Here is a 16853-nt window from a genome sequence, read left to right on the forward strand (position 1 = left end):
GACTAAGCGGCATGAAACGCAATAGCGGGCAAGACCCCGAAATTACCAAGAACTGGCGCCCGGCCACGCAAGCTATCCGGGGCGGCACGGCGCGTAGCGAATATGGCGAGACCTCTGAAGCGCTGTTTCTGACCTCGGGCTATGCCTATGACTGTGCCGAGGATGCAGCGGCACGCTTTGCCGGTGAGCAGCAGGGCATGACCTATAGCCGGCTGCAGAACCCGACGGTCGAGATGCTCGAGCAGCGGATTGCGCTGATGGAAGGCGCAGAAGCGGCCCGCTGCACCGCCAGTGGCATGGCGGCGATGACGGCCTCGCTGCTCTGTCAGTTGCAGGCCGGTGATCATGTTGTGGCAAGCCGGGCGCTATTCGGCTCCTGCCGCTGGCTCACCGATAACCTGCTGCCCAAATTCGGCATCGAAACCACAGTGATTGATGGTCGCGATATCGCCAATTGGGAGGCGGCGACCCGTCCTGAAACCAAGGTGTTCTTCTTTGAGACGCCAGCCAATCCGACGATGGATATCATTGATCTAAAAGCGGTGTGCGATCTGGCCAAGCAGCACGGTATAACAACCGTGGTTGATAACGCCTTCGCCACCAATGTGCTGCAGCGGCCGATGGAATTTGGTGCCGATGTTGTTGCCTATAGCGCTACCAAGATGATGGACGGGCAGGGCCGTGTACTCGCCGGGGCGATCTGTGGCACGCGCGAATTTGTCGATGACACGCTATTGCCGTTTCTGCGCAACACAGGGCCGACGCTGAGCGCTTTTAATGCCTGGGTTGTTCTCAAGGGACTGGAAACGCTGTCATTGCGTATTCACAAGCAGAGCGAAAATGCTGTGAAAGTCGCCAAGTTTCTCGAAAGCCGGGTAGAACGGGTCAATTATCCTGGTCTTGAAGGTCATCCACAGCACAATCTGGCGATGGCGCAAATGGACGCGGTCGGGCCGATTTTCTCGCTTTATGTCGGCGGTGGGCGTGAGCGTGCGCATGGTGTGCTCAACGCGCTTAATCTTATCGATATTTCCAACAATATCGGCGACAGTAGGTCCTTAATGACCCATCCGGCATCGACCACACATAGCAGCATGGGCGAGGATGCCCGGCTCGAGGTCGGCATTAGCGAGGACATGCTGCGGATCAATGTCGGGCTGGAAGATGTTGAGGATATTCTTGAAGATTTGGATCAGGCCCTTTCCAGCGCCGGACTTTAGCGCCATATTGATGGGCGAACCGAGTCTGTTGGAGCCAAAATGCTGAATCTGTTTGATCATGAAGCTGAAACCGAAGGTGTGGTTGTCCGCGTCGCCGTCAGCTTTTTGCCCGAACAGTCACGTAGCGAGGCCTCACGCTGGTTCTGGGCCTATCATATCCGTATCGAGAATCATGGCAGCCAACCGGTGAAATTGCTGACTCGCCACTGGCTGATTACCGATGGTCGTGGCGGCCAGCATCATGTCGATGGCGAGGGTGTTGTCGGCGAGCAACCCTATCTTAAACCCGGTGAGTCGCATGATTATGTCTCGGGCTGTCCGCTCAATACACCGACCGGGCGGATGGAAGGCGTTTTCCGCATGATCCGCGACGATCAAACGATCATCAATGCGGAAATCCCGCGTTTTCCTCTGGTGGCTCCTGCGGTTGCGCGATGAAACGGACGCATTTGCCGCTCAACGGCCTGCGCGTTTTTGACGCGGCTGCCCGTCATCTCAGCTTTACCCGCGCCGCCGATGAACTGGCGGTAACCCCTGCCGCTGTCGGCCAGCAGATCCGTGCGCTTGAGGATATGCTGGGCGTTGTGCTGTTCCGCCGCACGCCCAAGGGCCTCGAACTCACCAATGAGGCGGAAGCCGGTCTGGATTCGCTGCGCGGCGGCTTTCTACAGTTCGAGGAATCAGTCCGCGCCATGCAGGCGGGCCAGTCCAGCTATCGCCTGACCATCGCTGTACCTCGTGATTTTGCCGAGAAATGGCTACAGGAGAGGCTTGTGGCGTTTGCCCAGGCTAATCCTGATATCCGCTATGCGCTGGTCTCGGAGGAGCAGGGGGCGGATTTCACAGAGGCCAATCTCGATGTCGCTATCCGGCTTTGCGATGGTCCGGGTGAGCATGAGGGCGTGCAATTGGGCGATGCGCAGTTCGTCTGCGTTGCTGCGCCGGATTATAAGGGCGATGCCAAGATAAGCTGGCCTGGCGCGCAGCGCGAAGGCAGCCAAACCAAGGCAGATGAGGAGGGAGAGAATATCCCGTTCCTCAAAGTCGCTGATGCCGGTCTTGCGCTGGAAATGGCGGCGGCGGGGCTGGGTTACGCCACCGTGCCGGTGTTGCTGGCAGATAAGGATCTCGCGGCCGGACGTATCGAGGTTTACGCCAAAGCCCGCCCATCACGCCGTGCCTATTGGCTGATCGCGCCCCTGCCACAATGGCGGCAGAAGAAGGTGAAAGCGCTGGTAAAGGCGCTGACGGCCAATTCTTAACCCCTCCTCTGAAGAGGAGGGGCTTTACTAGCGCTCGGCCAGAAGATTGATCAATCGTGTCATCAGCGCGATAAATTCGCCTTCATTGACCGGGGTGTTTTTGTCATTCCAGTGTGCTGCCACCGCATAGTGCTCGCCTGATCGGGACGTCAGAAGGAAGTTCATTGACATGATCCCGGTCTGCGAACCACCCTTATAGCCAAGATAGCGCCAGTTCGCGGCATTCTCCTTACCGATACCCGGATTAAGTGCGAGGATTGTCTTGGTCTCATCGCTGGCCTCACGGCGTAGATAATCCAGCAGCCGCGCAATATCGGCGGCGCTGGCAAACCAGCCAATGCTGTCGATAGAATAGGGCCTTGCCGTCAGCGCGGCAAAATCGATCCGCTCCAGTGCCAGCGCATCTTTGTTCAGCTTCAAAAGGCGTTCGCGCCTTGCTGGGTCGCCTGCCAGATATTTTGCCAACAAGGCGGCATTGGCGGGTGTTTTTAGAGCCGAAACTTCACGCGTCATCAGAAAGGGTCGCAGCACATATGGATTGCGATGGCCGGTGCGCTGAACCATCGCTGCCAGTCGCTCCTGTCCGATCACCCTGACAAGCGTATCCGTGGCCGTATTGTCGCTGATAGCGATCATTTGTGTCGCCAGCGTGTGCAAGGTGACCGGGCTGTTTTCAGGCCAATCCTGCATCACGCCTGATGGATGCGATTTCGGTCCAAGCGTTACAACATCGCTCCAGCGGCGCTCCCCGGCGCGAATAGCGCGGTCAAGTTCGGCGAGGATATAGAGCTTCGCGGTTGAGGCGATGGAATAGAGCCCATCCGGATCAATAGCTGCCAGCGGAGCGGCGTTGCGTTGATCAAGCCGCTGGATGATCAGGCCCTGCTTCCCGGGCAGCGCATCTATCGCAGCTATGACCTCATTTATGCTCCCAGCGGCGGCCTCAAATCCGGTGATCCGCAGACCAGAGATGCGATAGGGGTAGTTGTCCTCAATATTCAATATGCCGGTCGCGGTAGTCTCGGAATAGGCAATTTTCAGCGTCGCCGTGGTGCGATTGAGTGTGGTTATCGATAGGATTTGCTGCGGCGGCCCATATTGATCGGTCATTTGTTTGGTAAAGGCGCGAAACTGCACCGGCGGGATAGCATTGAGGAAATTGGCGTTGAATACCTGCTCCTCAATCGGTTCGCCGCGCAGCAGACGCAGCACATCATTGGCGCGCTGGGTCAGGGCATTGACAGAGGCCGCATCCTGCCCCCTTTGCTGCGCCAGAGCCGGGGAAGTGAATGATAGGGCGAATGTGGCCATCAGCACCAGGCCGATGCGCCATAAATGTGTGACGCGATCAGGCGTCGATGGTATCACGGTCCACCTGCGCCGCATGGTCCTGAATAAACTGAAAGCGGTGTTCCGGATTGCGGCCCATCAGCCGGTCAATCAGGTCTTTGGTGCTGGCACGATCCTCATATTCGCGCGGCAGTTCGATGCGCAACAGGGTGCGCGTCGCCGGGTCCATGGTGGTTTCGCGCAGCTGCGCCGGGTTCATCTCGCCCAGACCTTTGAAGCGGCTGACCTCGACCTTTTTGCCTTTGAACAATGTTGCTTCCAGCTCCTCACGCTGCGCCTCATCCTTGGCATAGGCGCTGGTGCTGCCCGATGAGAGCCGGAAGAGCGGCGGTTGTGCGAGAAACACATGGCCGTTCTTCACCACGTCGGTCATTTCCTGGAAGAACAGCGTCATCAGCAAGGTCGCGATATGCGCGCCGTCGACATCGGCATCGGTCATGATGATGATCCGGTCATAACGCAGATCAGCAGCGTTGCAGTCCTTGCCGGTGCCACATCCCAGTGCCTGTATAAGGTCTGCAATCTCCTGATTGGCAAGGATTTTCGCCTTGGTCGCCGAGGCGACGTTGAGGATCTTGCCGCGGATCGGCAGGATCGCCTGCGTATCGCGATTGCGGGCCTGTTTGCCCGAGCCGCTGGCGCTGTCGCCCTCGACGATAAACAATTCGGTCGGCTCGTCGCCCTTGCCGGTGCAGTCGATCAGCTTGCCCGGCAGGCGCAGCTTGCGTGAGGAAGTTGCGGTTTTGCGCTTGATATCGCGTTCCGCCTTGCGCTTGAGCCGCTCCTCCATCCGCTCCATGACCAGACCGAGCAGCGCCTTGCCGCGGTCCATATTGTCGGAAAGGAAATGGTCAAAATGGTCGCGCACGGCGTTCTCGACCAGCTTGGCCGCATTGGCTGAGGTCAGCCGGTCCTTGGTCTGGCTCTGAAACTGCGGATCGCGGATAAATACAGAGAGCATCAGCTCCGCGCCCGACATCATATCATCGGCGACCAGTCCGCTGGCCTTTTTGATGCCCACCAGCTCGCCAAAACTGCGCATGCCTTTGAGCAGAGCCGCACGCAGGCCATTTTCATGCGTGCCGCCATCGGGCGTCGGGATGGTGTTGCAATACCAGCTATGGCTGCCATCGCTGTAGAGCGGCCAGCCCACCGCCCATTCAACCCGACCTTCGCCATCGGGAAAGTCCTGTCGGCCATGGAAAAACTCTGCCGTGGCACATTCGCGGCTGCCCAGTTGCTCGCGCAGATGATCAGCCAGACCACCGGGGAAGCGGAATGTCGCTTCTTCGGGCACATCCTCGCCAGCCAGCGCAGATGCGCATTTCCAACGAATTTCGACACCAGCAAAGAGATAGGCCTTGGACCGGGCCAGTTTGAACAGTCGCCTTGGCTTGAACAGCGCCTTTTCGCCAAAAATCTCGGTATCGGGCACAAAGCTGATAGTCGTGCCGCGACGGTTGGGCGCGCCGCCGGCTTTTGCCAGAGCGTTTACCGGTTTCCCGCGCGAATAGTCCTGCGCATGCAGCACCTTGTCGCGCGCGACCTCGACCCGCATTTCGGACGACAGAGCATTCACCACCGACACGCCGACGCCATGCAAGCCGCCGCTCGTAGCATAGGCCTTGTCGCTGAATTTGCCGCCCGAGTGCAGCGTAGTCAGGATAACCTCCAGCGCTGACTTGTCGGGGAATTTCGGGTGCGGATCGACCGGGATACCGCGACCATTATCGGCGATGGTCAGCTTATTGCCTTCATCCAGCGTAATCTCGATGCGGGTAGCATGGCCGGCCACCGCCTCGTCCATGCTGTTGTCGATAACCTCGGCGGCAAGATGGTGAAGCGCGCGCTCGTCAATGCCGCCAATATACATGCCGGGCCGCTTGCGCACGGGCTCCAGCCCCTCCAGCACCTCAATCGCGGAAGCATCATAATCGCTGGACTTGGATTGCGGCGGTTCTGCGCCTTCAAAGAGATCATCGCTCATGCGATAATCCTTACCCTGCATAGCGCGCTAGGCAAGGCAATAGGCTGGTATTCTCCACAGCTAGCCCGGCTATTGCCACCGTCATCCCCGCGAAGGCGGGGATAGGGCTTTTGTTTTTGACTCACGCGGAGACGCGGAGGCGCGGAGTTAGGGGCGCTTGACGCAATATCTCCGCGCCTCCGCGTGAAATAGTATGAAGTTAAGCCCTGTCCCCGCCTTCGCGGGGACGACAATGAAATAGCTTACCGTACCCGTGGGCCACCAAAAGGCAGTGGCGGTGGCGGGCGGCGGGTGCCGCGCGGTAGCTGTGCCTGATAGGCGCGACCGCAATGCTCGACGCAATAGGGGAAGCCGGGATTGACCGGGGCACCGCAGAAGTGGAAATCCGGCTCGCCCGGGTGCCCGATCGGCCAACGGCAAATCTTGTCGCTCAGGTCGAGCAGGCTGGTCTTGTCGGCAATTTCCGGGCTCGGCTTAGCCGGAACCAGACGGCGAGGCGGTGCAGGGGGGATCGGCGCCTGCTGGTCACCCGGACCCTGACGCAAAAATCCGCCGGGGCCGACCGATACGATTTTCGGTGTGCTGGGTACAGCTTCAGAAGGTAGCGGTTGCGATGGCGTTGCTTGGGATGGCGCAGGCGGCTGCTGTGCTGCGGCCACTGTTTTAGGGGCTGCTGGCTTCGCTGTGGCTGCCTTTGCGGGTTTTGGCGCCTTTGCCTTGGCAGCTGCCGGTTTCGCTGCGGTCTTGGTTTTCGGTTTGGCAGCTTTTTTCTTGCCCGACTTCACCGGAGACGGTCGCGATTTCAGCCCGAGACGATGCGCCTTGCCGATAACCGCGTTGCGGCTGACACCGCCAAGCTCTTCGGCAATCTGGCTGGCCGTATTGCCCTTTTCCCAAAGCGCCTTGAGCTTATCAATCCGTTCGTCCGTCCACGCCATAAACAAATATGCTTTCTAACTATAAACTCTTGCACCTGTGCCGCGCCGCCGATAGGCGATGCGGACATGGCGCATCAACAAGAAATATTATCCGATCGTCCGGCAGGAGAAGGTCCGCCCCCGTCCGATGCCGGTTCCATCCGCATCGCACCGCCGGGAGAGGCGCGTATCCGTTCGGTTAACTGGCAAGGATTGTCAGCCCTTTATATGAAGGAGGTGCGGCGCTTCTTCAAGGTCAAGTTGCAGACGATCTGGGCACCGGCGATCACAACCCTGCTTTTTCTGGTAATCTTCACCGTTGCGCTGGGCCGGGAAGGGCGAATGGTGCTGGGCGTGCCTTTTGCCAGCTTTATAGCGCCGGGCCTGATTGTGATGGCGATGATGCAAAATGCGTTCGCCAATGCCAGCTTTTCGCTACTCGGAGGCAAGTTGCAGGGCACGATTATAGATTATCTGATGCCGCCGCTCTCGGTTGGCGAGGTGTTGGCCGCTTTGGTCGGCGGGGCGATGACCCGCGCTGTGTTGGTGGGTTCTACTGTATGGCTGGCGATGTTCCTGTGGCCGACGGTTACGGTCTCGGTACAGCATCCCTGGGCCTTGCTGTTTTTCGGCCTGATGGGGGCGCTGATGCTCTCGTTTATGGGGGTGATGACCTCGATCTGGGCCGAGAAATTTGACCATAGCGCGGCGATCACCAATTTCGTCGTTGCGCCGCTATCGCTGCTTTCGGGCACCTTCTACGTCATCGACAATCTTGCCCCCGCGTTTCAGGCAGTGAGCAAAGCCAATCCGTTCTTCTACGTGATTTCCGGCTTCCGCTATAGCTTTATCGGCGAAAGCGATGCCTCGGTGACTGGAGGTATATTTTTGCTATTGGCGGTCAATATCGCGCTCGGCAGTATATGTTATATGCTGTTGCGTTCAGGCTGGAAAATCAAAAGCTGACAGCGTATCAGTGGCGCGTTCGCAGCGTGTAGCGGCCATTTTCCAGTTTTGAGAACAATGCGGCAATCTCCGGATGATCAACCGGTTCGTCATCGTCATCGGCTAGCAGATTTTGCTGGCTCACATAGGCAGTATAGCTGCCTTCCTGATTTTCGGCAAACAGATGGTAAAAGGGTTGGTCCTTGGCCGGGCGGATTTCCTGCGGGATCGCTTGATACCATTCTTCGCTATTGGCGAAGACCGGATCGACATCAAAAATTACACCGCGAAAATCAAATACGCGATGGCGCACCACATCGCCAATGGCGAATTTGGCCGAGCGAACAGCAGGCATCGCGATGATAGTATCGCGATTAAGGTGAGTCTCGTTTTCTGTGGACATAAACCTAATTTAGGCCTTTTGCGCCTGGGTGCAAGTATTGGCGCTAAGGCATAAACAGTGATTTCAGCGTTGAGAGTTTATCGGGCGTCGTGGCTTTGGCCCCTTGGCAAGCCGGGATGTATCGGCTAATGCGCCGCTTCGCCGGGCCAAATGACCACAGTTTAGCGGCCCGAAAGCGATATGCGGAGAGGTGCCGGAGTGGTCGAACGGGGCGGTCTCGAAAACCGTTGTGGGCGCAAGCCTACCCAGGGTTCGAATCCCTGTCTCTCCGCCACTTCATGCTAGCTACTCAGACGCTTGATTACTGCGAACCTGCCACGCCTTCCAGCCGGTCGACCAATGTTTCAAGGCGATCTAAAAATGCGTCGCTATTGGCAATGGTCTGCGGTGGTTCTGCGTTCAGTGCCCGATGCCTTTGCTCGATTACCATTATCAGATTTTCTACCACCAGTTTCGCGGAGCGTTCAGGGTGAAACTTGATGGTGCGAGCGGAATACTCCAAGGTGCCGAAGAAGATATCGCGTACAAGCCATAAGGGCGTTTCACTCTCGAAGATGCATCTGTCGACGCCTCTGCGCCAGATATCATCAAACACTTGCACATAGGTCCGCATATATTCGCGGTTTTGCTGCGATGTTTTGGGGTGCACTGGCTCGGACTGTGTGAGTTGAACAATATCAAAGCGCTCAATCAGCGTCTCGATATGAAACGTCGCCAGCGCCGACAAAGCCGCGAGCGGCGCATCAATCCCTTCAACGGCTATTATGGCATGCTCGGTCAGATCGGCCCAGAAACCCGCAATAAATGCGCGCATAAGATCATTCTTGGTCCGAAAATAGAGATAGACTGTGCCTTCGGCAATACCGGCACGGCGGGCAATATCGGCCATGCGCGTACCGTCATAGCCATTTTCCAAGAAGGCATCGCGCGCTGCCTCCATGATGGCCTGTTCCTTCAATTCTACTTTTTGACGCCTTGTAGGCGCGGCTTCAGCCAGTTTCATTTTGCCTCCAATCTCGCCTTACAAACCCGCTCGCGATGGCCGGTCAATCGCCAAAAATGAGCTTGACTTATATATTCTGAGTATCAATCATTCAAGCATAAGGAAAGCGGAGTCGGCAAGACTTTTTGCGCGAATGTCAGAAACAGGTTTGAGGGAAGCGCATTGACAGGCAAAACCATCCGGATCGGCGGTGCTAGTGGCTTCTGGGGCGAGTCTGATATGGCTCTGCCGCAATTTCTGGCGGCTGGCGGGCTTGATTATATTGTGTTCGATTATCTCGCCGAGGTGACGCTCTCTATTATGGCGCGTGCGCGCGCCAGTGATCCGCAAAAAGGTTATGCCACCGATTTTGTCTCTGCGGTGATGAAGCCCAATCTTGCCGAAATCGCGCGGCAGGGGGTGAAGATTGTTGCCAATGCCGGCGGTATGAACCCGCTTGCTTGTGCCGCAGCGATTGAGGCGCTGATCAGCGAAGCAGGTCTTGATCTCAAGGTTGCGGTAATCACTGGCGATGACCTGATTGATCGCGCGGATGAATTTTCTGGGGCAGAGCATGGCGATATGTTCTCCGGCGAGGCTTTCCCGGATGTCGAGAAGGTGGCCTCGATCAATGCCTATCTCGGTGCCGCGCCGGTTGCCGAGGCGCTTCGGCAAGGTGCCGATATTGTCATTACCGGGCGCGGTGTTGATAGCGCGGTAACCTTGGGTGCCTGCATGCATGCTTTTGACTGGGCGCTGGATGATTGGGACAAGCTCGCTACTGCCAGTCTGGCCGGGCATATTATCGAATGTGGTCCACAGGCGACGGGCGGCAATTTCACCGACTGGGAAGATGTTGCCGATACCCTGGATGTGATCGGTTACCCCATTGCAGAAATTGCGTCGGACGGTGGTTGCACCATTACCAAGCCGGACGGCACGGGTGGTCAGGTGACGACGGCTACGGTCGGTGAGCAGATGCTTTATGAGATTGGCGATCCGAAAAGCTATATCCTTCCCGACGTGGTGTGCGACTTTTCTGGAGTCAAACTTACACAAATTGCGTCGGATAAGGTGGCTATTGCTGGAGCGGTCGGTCGCTCGGCTCCGGATACGCTTAAGGTCAGCGTGACCTATGCCGATGGCTGGCGGGCGGGCACCAGTTTTTTCTTTATCGGTCAGGATGCGCCGAAAAAGGCGCAGACCTTTGCCGAGATGTCGCTCAAGCGCGCGCGGCGCAAACTGAAGCGGATGAATGCGCCCGACTTTACCGTGACACTGATCGAGATGGTTGGCGATGGCAGTGCCTTTGGTGACGATCAGCGCGACAGTGCGGCGCGCGATGTCACGGTAAAGCTGGCAGTAAAACACGAAGACCCACGCGCTGCCGGTTTGATCCTTAAGGAAGCCACCGGACTGGCGCTGGCCTCGCCGCCGGGCCTGACGCTATTTGGCGGCAACCGCGCCAAGCCGTCACCGGTTGTGCGGCTATTCTCGCTATTGCTGCCGCGTGAGCAGGTTACGCCAATGCTGCATTATCAGGGAAGCGAAACGGAAGTCCCCATGAATCCGGGTCAGCCTGTGGGGCCATCCGATCAGCCCGCTCCATCGGTCCCTGAAGGCGATGCCGATAGCAGAGTTCCGTTGCGTACTCTCGCTTGGGCGCGGTCGGGAGATAAGGGCGATAAGGCCAATATCGGCGTACTGCCGCGCGATCCGGCCTTTGCGCCATGGATATGGGCGGCGCTGGATGAGGACACCATCCGCCAGCGTTTCGAGCATTTCCTCAATGGCGATGTCGAGCGCTTCTATCTACCCGGCACCGGCGCCATGAACATATTGTTGCATGAAGTGCTGGGCGGCGGTGGCATGGCCAGCTTGCGCAATGACCCGCAGGGCAAGGCCTATGCCCAGATATTGCTCGAAACACCGATTGCTATTCCCACCAACCTTGCCCGGAGCCTGACATGAGCATCATTCAGTCCCGCATTTCCAAGTCATCTCAGGCGTTCCAACAAAACCGCGCCGATATGATGGCGCTGATTGAAAAGCTCAACGAACTCAACGCTCGTGCCGGTCTGATTTCGGAAAAGCGCAAACCACGTTTTGAAGAGCGAGGACAGCTTACCCCGAGAGAGCGGCTTTCGCGGATATTGGACCCCGGCATGCCATGGTTCTCGCTGGGCAATGTCACTGGCTATCTCTCCGATACCAAGGATGAGGCGAAATCGCTTCCGGGGTCGACACAGATTTCCGGTATCGGATTTGTGCGCGGCGTCCGTTCGATGGTGGTTGTCGATGATAGCGGCATCAAGGGCGGCGCCCTGACCGACGCGACCGCCTATAAGTTACAGCGTGCCGAGCATATTGCGCTCGAACAGAAGCTACCCTTTATCCATCTCGTCGAGAGCGGCGGTGCTGATCTTTATAACTATACCGTCGGCGGATTTGTAGAAGGCGGTGGTCTTTTCGCGCGGCAGGCCAAGCTCTCGAAGGCCGGTATTCCGGTGATCACCATCTTGCATGGCTCCTCCACCGCGGGCGGTGCCTATATGCCGGGCATGAGCGACTATGTCGTCGCGGTAAAGGATAATGGAAAAGCGTTTCTTGCCGGGCCGCCCTTGCTCAAAGCCGCAACCGGTGAGATTGCCAAAGCCTCAGAATTGGGCGGCGCGGAAATGCATGCCACCGTATCGGGGCTGGTCGAATATCTCGCCGATGATGATGGCGATGCCATGCTGATGGCGCGCGATGTTGTCGAGCGGCTGCAATGGAACCGGCGCTGTCCTGCGCCGCCGCCCTATGCTTCGCGATTGCCGCTTTATGATCCGGATGAGATTGCCGGTGTTGTTCCTGTCGATTACCGCATTCCCTATGACGTGCGCGAGGTGATTGCGCGCACCGTGGATGGTTCTGACTTTGTCGATTTCAAACCCGGCTATGGCGTTTCGACAGTATGCGGTCAGGCTGAAGTGATGGGCTTTGGTTGCGGCTTTATCGGCAATAATGGCCCGATTGACCCCGATGGCGCGACCAAGGCGGCGCAATTTATGCAGCTGATGGATCAGTCCGATCTGCCGGTTATCTTCCTCTCCAATACCACTGGCTATATGGTCGGCACCCAATATGAGCAGGCGGGTATGATCAAGCATGGATCGAAGATGATCCAGGCGGTCACCAATATCGAGGTTCCGCGCCTGACCTTACAGATTGGCGCGAGCTATGGCGCCGGTAATTATGGCATGTGCGGCCGCGCTTTTGAACCGGATTTCCTGTATCTCTGGCCCAATGCTGCGACCGGCGTGATGGGTGGCGAACAGGCGGCGACGGTGATGGCGATTGTCGCCGAAGGGCAGGCCAAAGCGGCGGGTAAAGAGCCTGACCGGGATGCTCTGGAAAAGCAGTCAGCGGGCTTGAAAGCGCTGTTCGATGGCCAATCGAGCGCCTTCTATACTTCTGGCCACCATCTTGACGATGGCATTATTGATCCGCGTGACACCCGCAAGGCGTTGGGCTTTCTGCTCGCCACCGTATGGGAGGCGCGGCACCGCGATGTGCGCAAAAACTCCTTTGGCATTGCACGGATGTGAGGCGGCATATGACGGAACTTCCCAAGACCGAGGCACTGGAGCTGGAGCAGGATGGCGGCTGGCTGACAATCTGGTTTAATCAGCCAGAAAAGCGCAATCCACTGACGGGCGAAATGACCCGCGAACTGCAGACTGTGCTTGATGCAGTGCGCGATGATCGGAATGTTCGCGGTATTACCCTCAGGGGGCGTGGCGGCATATTTTGCGCCGGTGGTGACCTGAAAGCTTTTAAGAGCATGGCCGGTGCGGAAGGCGAGGATGCACATGCAGATATTATCGCAATGTCAAAGTCGGGGGCAGCCATCTTTCAGTCGGTCAATTCGATGCCGCAAGTGGTGATCGCACTTGTCGAAGGCGCGGCGATGGCGGGTGGCTTGGGTCTGGCATGCTGCGCTGATGTGATGATTGTCGAGAAAGGCGCGAAATTTGCCTTCACCGAAACCGCTATCGGGCTGACACCAGCGCAGATTGCGCCTTATGTGCTGCAGAAAGTCGGCTATGCCACAGGCCGCAGGCTTATGCTGACAGCAGCACGGCTCAATGGCGCAACAGCTGCGGAAATCGGTCTGGCAGATCAGTGTGTCGATGATGCTGCGGGCTTGAGGGAGGCGGAACATGCTATTCGCAAACAGGTCCTGCAATGTGCGCCGGGCGCGGTTGCCGATATCAAGCACCTGATCCTCGCACTGCCGCAGCTTGAAGGCGAAGAGCGTGTGAAGGCAGCAGCGGAGAATTTCGCAGGACGCGTGCTAAGCGATGAAGGCCGTGAAGGCCTCGCATCATTCCTGGAAAAGCGGAAACCTGAATGGGCGCAGGGAGCAGGCGCATGAGACAGATCAAGACACTGCTGATCGCCAATCGCGGAGAAATCGCGCTGCGTGTGATGCACACCGCCAAAGCCATGGGTATCCGCACCGTTGCGGTCTATTCGGATGCCGATGCCACTGCACCGCATGTGGCGTTTGCCGATGCTGCGGTGCGGCTTGGTCCGGCTCCGGTTGCGGAGAGCTATCTCAATATGGCTGCAGTGCTCGATGCGGCCAAGCGCTCAGGCGCTGATGCCATCCATCCCGGCTATGGCTTTCTGTCCGAGAACTCCGCCTTCGCCGATGCGGTGGCAGAGGCGGGGATGGTCTTTGTCGGCCCCTCCGCTCATGCGATTGAGGCGATGGGCGACAAGGCCCGCGCCAAACGCGCCATGATCGAGGCCAAAGTTCCCTGTATTCCGGGCTATGAAGGCGAGGATCAGGACAGCGCCCAATTCATTACTGCGGCGGATGAGATCGGTTTCCCCGTGATGGTCAAGGCGGCTGCTGGTGGCGGCGGGCGCGGTATGCGTCTGGTGCATGATGCCAAAAACCTGCCCGAAGCCCTGCAACTGGCCCGCTCCGAAGCAGAAAACGCTTTTGGCTCAGGCGATCTGATCCTTGAAAAAGCGATTATTGAACCACGCCATGTCGAGATACAGGTATTTGCCGATGCGCATGGCAATACTATCCATCTTGGGGAACGCGACTGTTCGGTGCAGCGTCGCCACCAGAAGGTATTGGAGGAATCCCCCTGTCCGGTGATGACGCCTGAGCTCAGAGCCGCCATGGGGGAAGCCGCCGTTGCTGCCGCACAAGCCGTCGATTATCGCGGCGCGGGGACGGTTGAGTTTCTGCTAGATAAAGACCGGAATTTCTATTTTCTGGAGATGAATACCCGTTTGCAGGTTGAGCATCCGGTTACTGAATTGGTGACGGGGCTTGATCTGGTGGCGTTGCAGATCCGCGCTGCACAAGGCGAAGAATTGGGCATTGCGCAGGACGATGTTGCCCTTAAAGGCCATGCCATAGAAGCCCGGCTTTATGCTGAAGACCCGGCGCTCGATTTTCAGCCTGCGACGGGAAAGATTGCTTTATGGCAAGCGCCTGAAGGCGAGGGAATACGCTGCGATGATGGTATCACAACAGGCGGCGAGGTCTCGCCATTTTATGACGCGATGGTCGCCAAAATCATGGCCTGGGGCGAAACCCGAAAGGTGGCTCTCAGCCGACTGGCGCAGGCGCTGGACAAGACAACCCTATTCGGTGTGCGGACCAATCAGGCCTTTCTGGCCAGCGCGATAGAAAAGTCCGGTTTTGCCAATGGGGAGGCGACAACCGCCTTTATTGCGGAAGAATTCGGTGAGGAAGGCTTTGCCGATCCGGAGCCGACGCTGGAAGATATGGCCGTGGCAGCAGCCTTGCTGCATCGGAAGGAGAGGGCAGGGGCGCTGGGTTCTGCTCTGCATGTGCCGGAAGAGTTGCTCGAATGGTCAAGCTCTCTGCCGCGGCCATCTACGGCTGTGTTTGATGATCAGACTTTCCAGACCTCTGCGTCAGGTGGGGATAGATATGCTGTTCGTTCTGGCGAGGGCGAAACCGAGATCATCGTTCGTGATCTTGGCCCTTCGCATGCAAAGCTGCACGTCAATGGCGTTCCGCAGGATTATACATGGGCAGTGACGGGTCAGGGTGAAATCTATCTCAGACGCAGCAGTGCCACCTTCGATTTCCAGGACACATCTGCGGTGCTGAGCGCAAATGATGCTGCCGCGGGTGGCGGCAATCTGGTTGCCAATATGCATGGCTCGCTGATCGAAGTCTTCGTAAAACCAGGAGACAAGGTGAAAGCGGGCGACAGGCTGGCGGTATTGGAAGCGATGAAGATGCAACATCAGCTTGAAGCGGAAATAGACGGCACGGTCGAAGAGGTGCTGGCCGAAGCGGGTGCGCAACTGGCTTCGGGTGATTTGATACTGACGATCACGGAGGATGAGGATGCAGGAAGCTGAAGATTTCAGGCAGGAGTCCCGTGCGCTTTATGCATTGCTGAAACCGGTTGATAATAGCCGCTTCGCCGAAAAGACCCAGTTCAACAATTGGGCGATAAATGACGTTCTGCAGCATCTGCATTTCTGGAACGATATGGCACGTTTCCAGATCGAGGATGAGGCATTGCTTCAGACCCGGCTCAAGGAGCTGATGGAGTCCGGCAGCAAACTGCGTCAGTTTGAGAGCGCTACGCTTGGCGATCTTGGGGGGAATGCCTTGCTCGATGCCTGGGAGGTCGGGTTTGAGCGTATGGCAGACCTGTTTGCCCAGGCAGACCCGAAACGACGCCTTATTTGGGCGGGACCAAGCATGAGCGCACGCTCATCAGTCACCGCGCGTCTGATGGAAACATGGGCCCATGGGCAGGAAATCTATGATCATCTTGGCGTTGAACGCGAAAATACAGATCGCATTCGCGGCATAGTTGTGCTTGGCGTCAACACCTTTGGCTGGATATACAAAGCACGCAAGGAAGAGCCGCCCGAAAAAATGCCTAAGCTAGAATTGACCGCTCCATCAGGTGAGGTGTGGCGCTTCGGAGAAGACTATGCAGGCGGCTTGATAGTAGGTAGCGCAGCAGAATTCTGCCAAGTGGTTACTCAGACGCGCAATATCGCTGATACTCGACTAATGGTACGCGGCGATATCGCCAAAGATTGGATGTCCAAAGCACAATGCTTTGCCGGTCCACCGATCACACCTCCAAAACCCGGGGCTAGGTTTCGTCAAACCGCATAGTTAGTCGTAAGCTGCTCGGCACCCATGGATTTCGGGCTGATTGGCTAGGACTGATGCGAACAGCGATCTAAATCGGCCGCGCTTGTTTCATGCGGTAGAATATGCCGCTTTCATCATAGCCGGTCAGTTCCAAGACCCCGGACACGACAAAGGACGTCCGCTCATTGGTGCGGAACGGGCGATCGGCATAAACTTCGATAAACTGGTTCGGCATGGCGTGGAAATGGAAAGGGCAGCCAGGAGGATAGGCAAGCAGGACAAAATGGTTCTGCTGCGCGCCATTCTCCAGCGGCATCATCCAGCCGGCCACGCGGATACGCTTGCCTTCCAAGGCGCGCACCCTTTGGGTGAATTTCGGCTTTGACAGGATATAGCCCTCTGCATCGCGGCGGGTCTCCTCGCCAGTTGCCTCCAGCGTTTTCCAGGAAATCCCACCTTTGGGCGTCGCGGCAGGCTTCCAGATATCTTCTACCGGAGCAGGTGCCTGTCCGCCATCCTTGTAAGAGGGAACCGTGGATGCCACCGACGACGGCAGGCAGAGCGCAGCGGTTGCAGCGGCAAGCATCCATGCCTTTCTCATCATCATATTGTGTCTCCTGAT

At 57.5% G+C, this 16853-nt stretch carries 15 protein-coding genes and 1 tRNA gene; 10 read left to right on the plus strand and 6 right to left on the minus strand.

All coding sequences use genetic code 11. The features are described from left to right. Window positions 1-11 precede the first annotated feature (11 nt). The 3 genes from metZ to RB602_RS08250 are packed head-to-tail and all read left to right on the plus strand — an operon-like array spanning window position 12 to window position 2482. Entirely contained in the window at window positions 12-1220 is a 1209-nt protein-coding gene (metZ, locus tag RB602_RS08240; protein ID WP_317080083.1) for an O-succinylhomoserine sulfhydrylase, read from the plus strand. A 39-nt stretch (window positions 1221-1259) separates the two neighbouring features. After that, a complete protein-coding gene (apaG, locus tag RB602_RS08245; RefSeq protein WP_317080084.1) occupies window positions 1260-1658 on the plus strand; it encodes a Co2+/Mg2+ efflux protein ApaG in 399 nt (132 codons plus the stop codon). Continuing rightward, window positions 1655-2482 carry a LysR family transcriptional regulator gene (locus RB602_RS08250; protein WP_317080085.1) on the plus strand — a complete coding sequence of 276 codons (828 nt, stop codon included), beginning with the start codon at window positions 1655-1657 and terminating at the stop codon, window positions 2480-2482. Before apaG ends, RB602_RS08250 begins: the two co-directional genes overlap by 4 nt. Before the next feature lie 27 nt (window positions 2483-2509). On the opposite strand, the gene RB602_RS08255 is transcribed toward RB602_RS08250, so the two are convergent. From RB602_RS08255 to RB602_RS08265, 3 genes are all read right to left on the minus strand, one after another. Continuing rightward, a complete protein-coding gene (locus tag RB602_RS08255) occupies window positions 2510-3850 on the minus strand; it encodes a serine hydrolase (protein ID WP_317080087.1) in 1341 nt (446 codons plus the stop codon). Next, window positions 3831-5819 carry a DNA topoisomerase IV subunit B gene (gene parE / locus RB602_RS08260; RefSeq protein WP_317080088.1) on the minus strand — a complete coding sequence of 663 codons (1989 nt, stop codon included), beginning with the start codon at window positions 5817-5819 and terminating at the stop codon, window positions 3831-3833. The genes RB602_RS08255 and parE overlap by 20 nt, the downstream gene beginning before the upstream one ends. 242 nt (window positions 5820-6061) lie before the next feature. Then, window positions 6062-6757: a GcrA family cell cycle regulator gene (locus RB602_RS08265; protein WP_317080089.1), complete on the minus strand. Its 696-nt coding sequence runs from the start codon at window positions 6755-6757 to the stop codon at window positions 6062-6064. A gap of 66 nt (window positions 6758-6823) precedes the next feature. Here RB602_RS08265 and RB602_RS08270 point away from each other — a divergent pair, with 66 nt between their 5' ends. Continuing rightward, the gene (locus RB602_RS08270; protein ID WP_406568340.1) at window positions 6824-7702 is read left to right on the plus strand and encodes an ABC transporter permease; all 879 of its coding nucleotides are present in this window, start codon (window positions 6824-6826) and stop codon (window positions 7700-7702) included. A gap of 7 nt (window positions 7703-7709) precedes the next feature. Here RB602_RS08270 and hspQ read toward each other — a convergent pair whose 3' ends face one another. Then, window positions 7710-8036: a heat shock protein HspQ gene (gene hspQ / locus RB602_RS08275; protein WP_317084464.1), complete on the minus strand. Its 327-nt coding sequence runs from the start codon at window positions 8034-8036 to the stop codon at window positions 7710-7712. A gap of 232 nt (window positions 8037-8268) precedes the next feature. Between hspQ and RB602_RS08280 the strand changes: the two genes are divergently transcribed. Continuing rightward, window positions 8269-8358 (plus strand) — tRNA-Ser (locus RB602_RS08280). A gap of 27 nt (window positions 8359-8385) precedes the next feature. Here RB602_RS08280 and RB602_RS08285 read toward each other — a convergent pair. Further along, window positions 8386-9087 (minus strand): TetR/AcrR family transcriptional regulator, encoded by a 702-nt coding sequence (locus tag RB602_RS08285; protein WP_317080090.1) that lies wholly within the window; start codon window positions 9085-9087, stop codon window positions 8386-8388. Between the two features lie 162 nt (window positions 9088-9249). Between RB602_RS08285 and RB602_RS08290 the strand changes: the two genes are divergently transcribed. Genes RB602_RS08290 through RB602_RS08310 form a run of 5 tightly spaced genes read left to right on the plus strand, consistent with a single transcriptional unit; the run spans window position 9250 to window position 16252 of the window. Further along, window positions 9250-11037, plus strand: a complete 1788-nt coding sequence (locus RB602_RS08290; protein ID WP_317080091.1) for an acyclic terpene utilization AtuA family protein — start codon at window positions 9250-9252, stop codon at window positions 11035-11037. Then, window positions 11034-12656 carry an acyl-CoA carboxylase subunit beta gene (locus tag RB602_RS08295; protein ID WP_317080092.1) on the plus strand — a complete coding sequence of 541 codons (1623 nt, stop codon included), beginning with the start codon at window positions 11034-11036 and terminating at the stop codon, window positions 12654-12656. The genes RB602_RS08290 and RB602_RS08295 overlap by 4 nt, the downstream gene beginning before the upstream one ends. Before the next feature lie 8 nt (window positions 12657-12664). Then, entirely contained in the window at window positions 12665-13486 is an 822-nt protein-coding gene (locus RB602_RS08300) for an enoyl-CoA hydratase/isomerase family protein (RefSeq protein WP_317080093.1), read from the plus strand. Beyond that, window positions 13483-15474: an acetyl-CoA carboxylase biotin carboxylase subunit gene (locus tag RB602_RS08305; RefSeq protein WP_317080094.1), complete on the plus strand. Its 1992-nt coding sequence runs from the start codon at window positions 13483-13485 to the stop codon at window positions 15472-15474. The genes RB602_RS08300 and RB602_RS08305 overlap by 4 nt, the downstream gene beginning before the upstream one ends. Next, a complete protein-coding gene (locus RB602_RS08310; RefSeq protein ID WP_317080095.1) occupies window positions 15461-16252 on the plus strand; it encodes a TIGR03084 family metal-binding protein in 792 nt (263 codons plus the stop codon). Before RB602_RS08305 ends, RB602_RS08310 begins: the two co-directional genes overlap by 14 nt. A gap of 67 nt (window positions 16253-16319) precedes the next feature. Here RB602_RS08310 and RB602_RS08315 read toward each other — a convergent pair whose 3' ends face one another. Further along, window positions 16320-16838: a DUF3299 domain-containing protein gene (locus RB602_RS08315; protein WP_317080096.1), complete on the minus strand. Its 519-nt coding sequence runs from the start codon at window positions 16836-16838 to the stop codon at window positions 16320-16322. Between the last annotated feature and the right edge of the window lie 15 nt (window positions 16839-16853).

Source organism: Parasphingorhabdus sp. SCSIO 66989 (genome assembly GCF_032852305.1).
GTDB lineage: Bacteria > Pseudomonadota > Alphaproteobacteria > Sphingomonadales > Sphingomonadaceae > Alterisphingorhabdus > Alterisphingorhabdus coralli.

Bases quoted from the DNA above. Each gene is read 5' to 3' on its own strand.
- RB602_RS08250 (WP_317080085.1), top strand. From the start codon at position 1,655: ATGAAACGGACGCATTTGCCGCTCAACGGCCTGCGCGTTTTTGACGCG.
- apaG (WP_317080084.1), top strand. From the start codon at position 1,260: ATGCTGAATCTGTTTGATCATGAAGCTGAAACCGAAGGTGTGGTTGTC.
- metZ (WP_317080083.1), top strand. From the start codon at position 12: ATGAAACGCAATAGCGGGCAAGACCCCGAAATTACCAAGAACTGGCGC.
- RB602_RS08310 (WP_317080095.1), top strand. From the start codon at position 15,461: ATGCAGGAAGCTGAAGATTTCAGGCAGGAGTCCCGTGCGCTTTATGCA.
- RB602_RS08315 (WP_317080096.1), bottom strand. From the start codon at position 16,838: ATGATGATGAGAAAGGCATGGATGCTTGCCGCTGCAACCGCTGCGCTC.
- RB602_RS08305 (WP_317080094.1), top strand. From the start codon at position 13,483: ATGAGACAGATCAAGACACTGCTGATCGCCAATCGCGGAGAAATCGCG.
- RB602_RS08295 (WP_317080092.1), top strand. From the start codon at position 11,034: ATGAGCATCATTCAGTCCCGCATTTCCAAGTCATCTCAGGCGTTCCAA.
- RB602_RS08270 (WP_406568340.1), top strand. From the start codon at position 6,824: ATGGCGCATCAACAAGAAATATTATCCGATCGTCCGGCAGGAGAAGGT.
- parE (WP_317080088.1), bottom strand. From the start codon at position 5,819: ATGAGCGATGATCTCTTTGAAGGCGCAGAACCGCCGCAATCCAAGTCC.
- hspQ (WP_317084464.1), bottom strand. From the start codon at position 8,036: ATGCCTGCTGTTCGCTCGGCCAAATTCGCCATTGGCGATGTGGTGCGC.
- RB602_RS08265 (WP_317080089.1), bottom strand. From the start codon at position 6,757: ATGGCGTGGACGGACGAACGGATTGATAAGCTCAAGGCGCTTTGGGAA.
- RB602_RS08285 (WP_317080090.1), bottom strand. From the start codon at position 9,087: ATGAAACTGGCTGAAGCCGCGCCTACAAGGCGTCAAAAAGTAGAATTG.
- RB602_RS08300 (WP_317080093.1), top strand. From the start codon at position 12,665: ATGACGGAACTTCCCAAGACCGAGGCACTGGAGCTGGAGCAGGATGGC.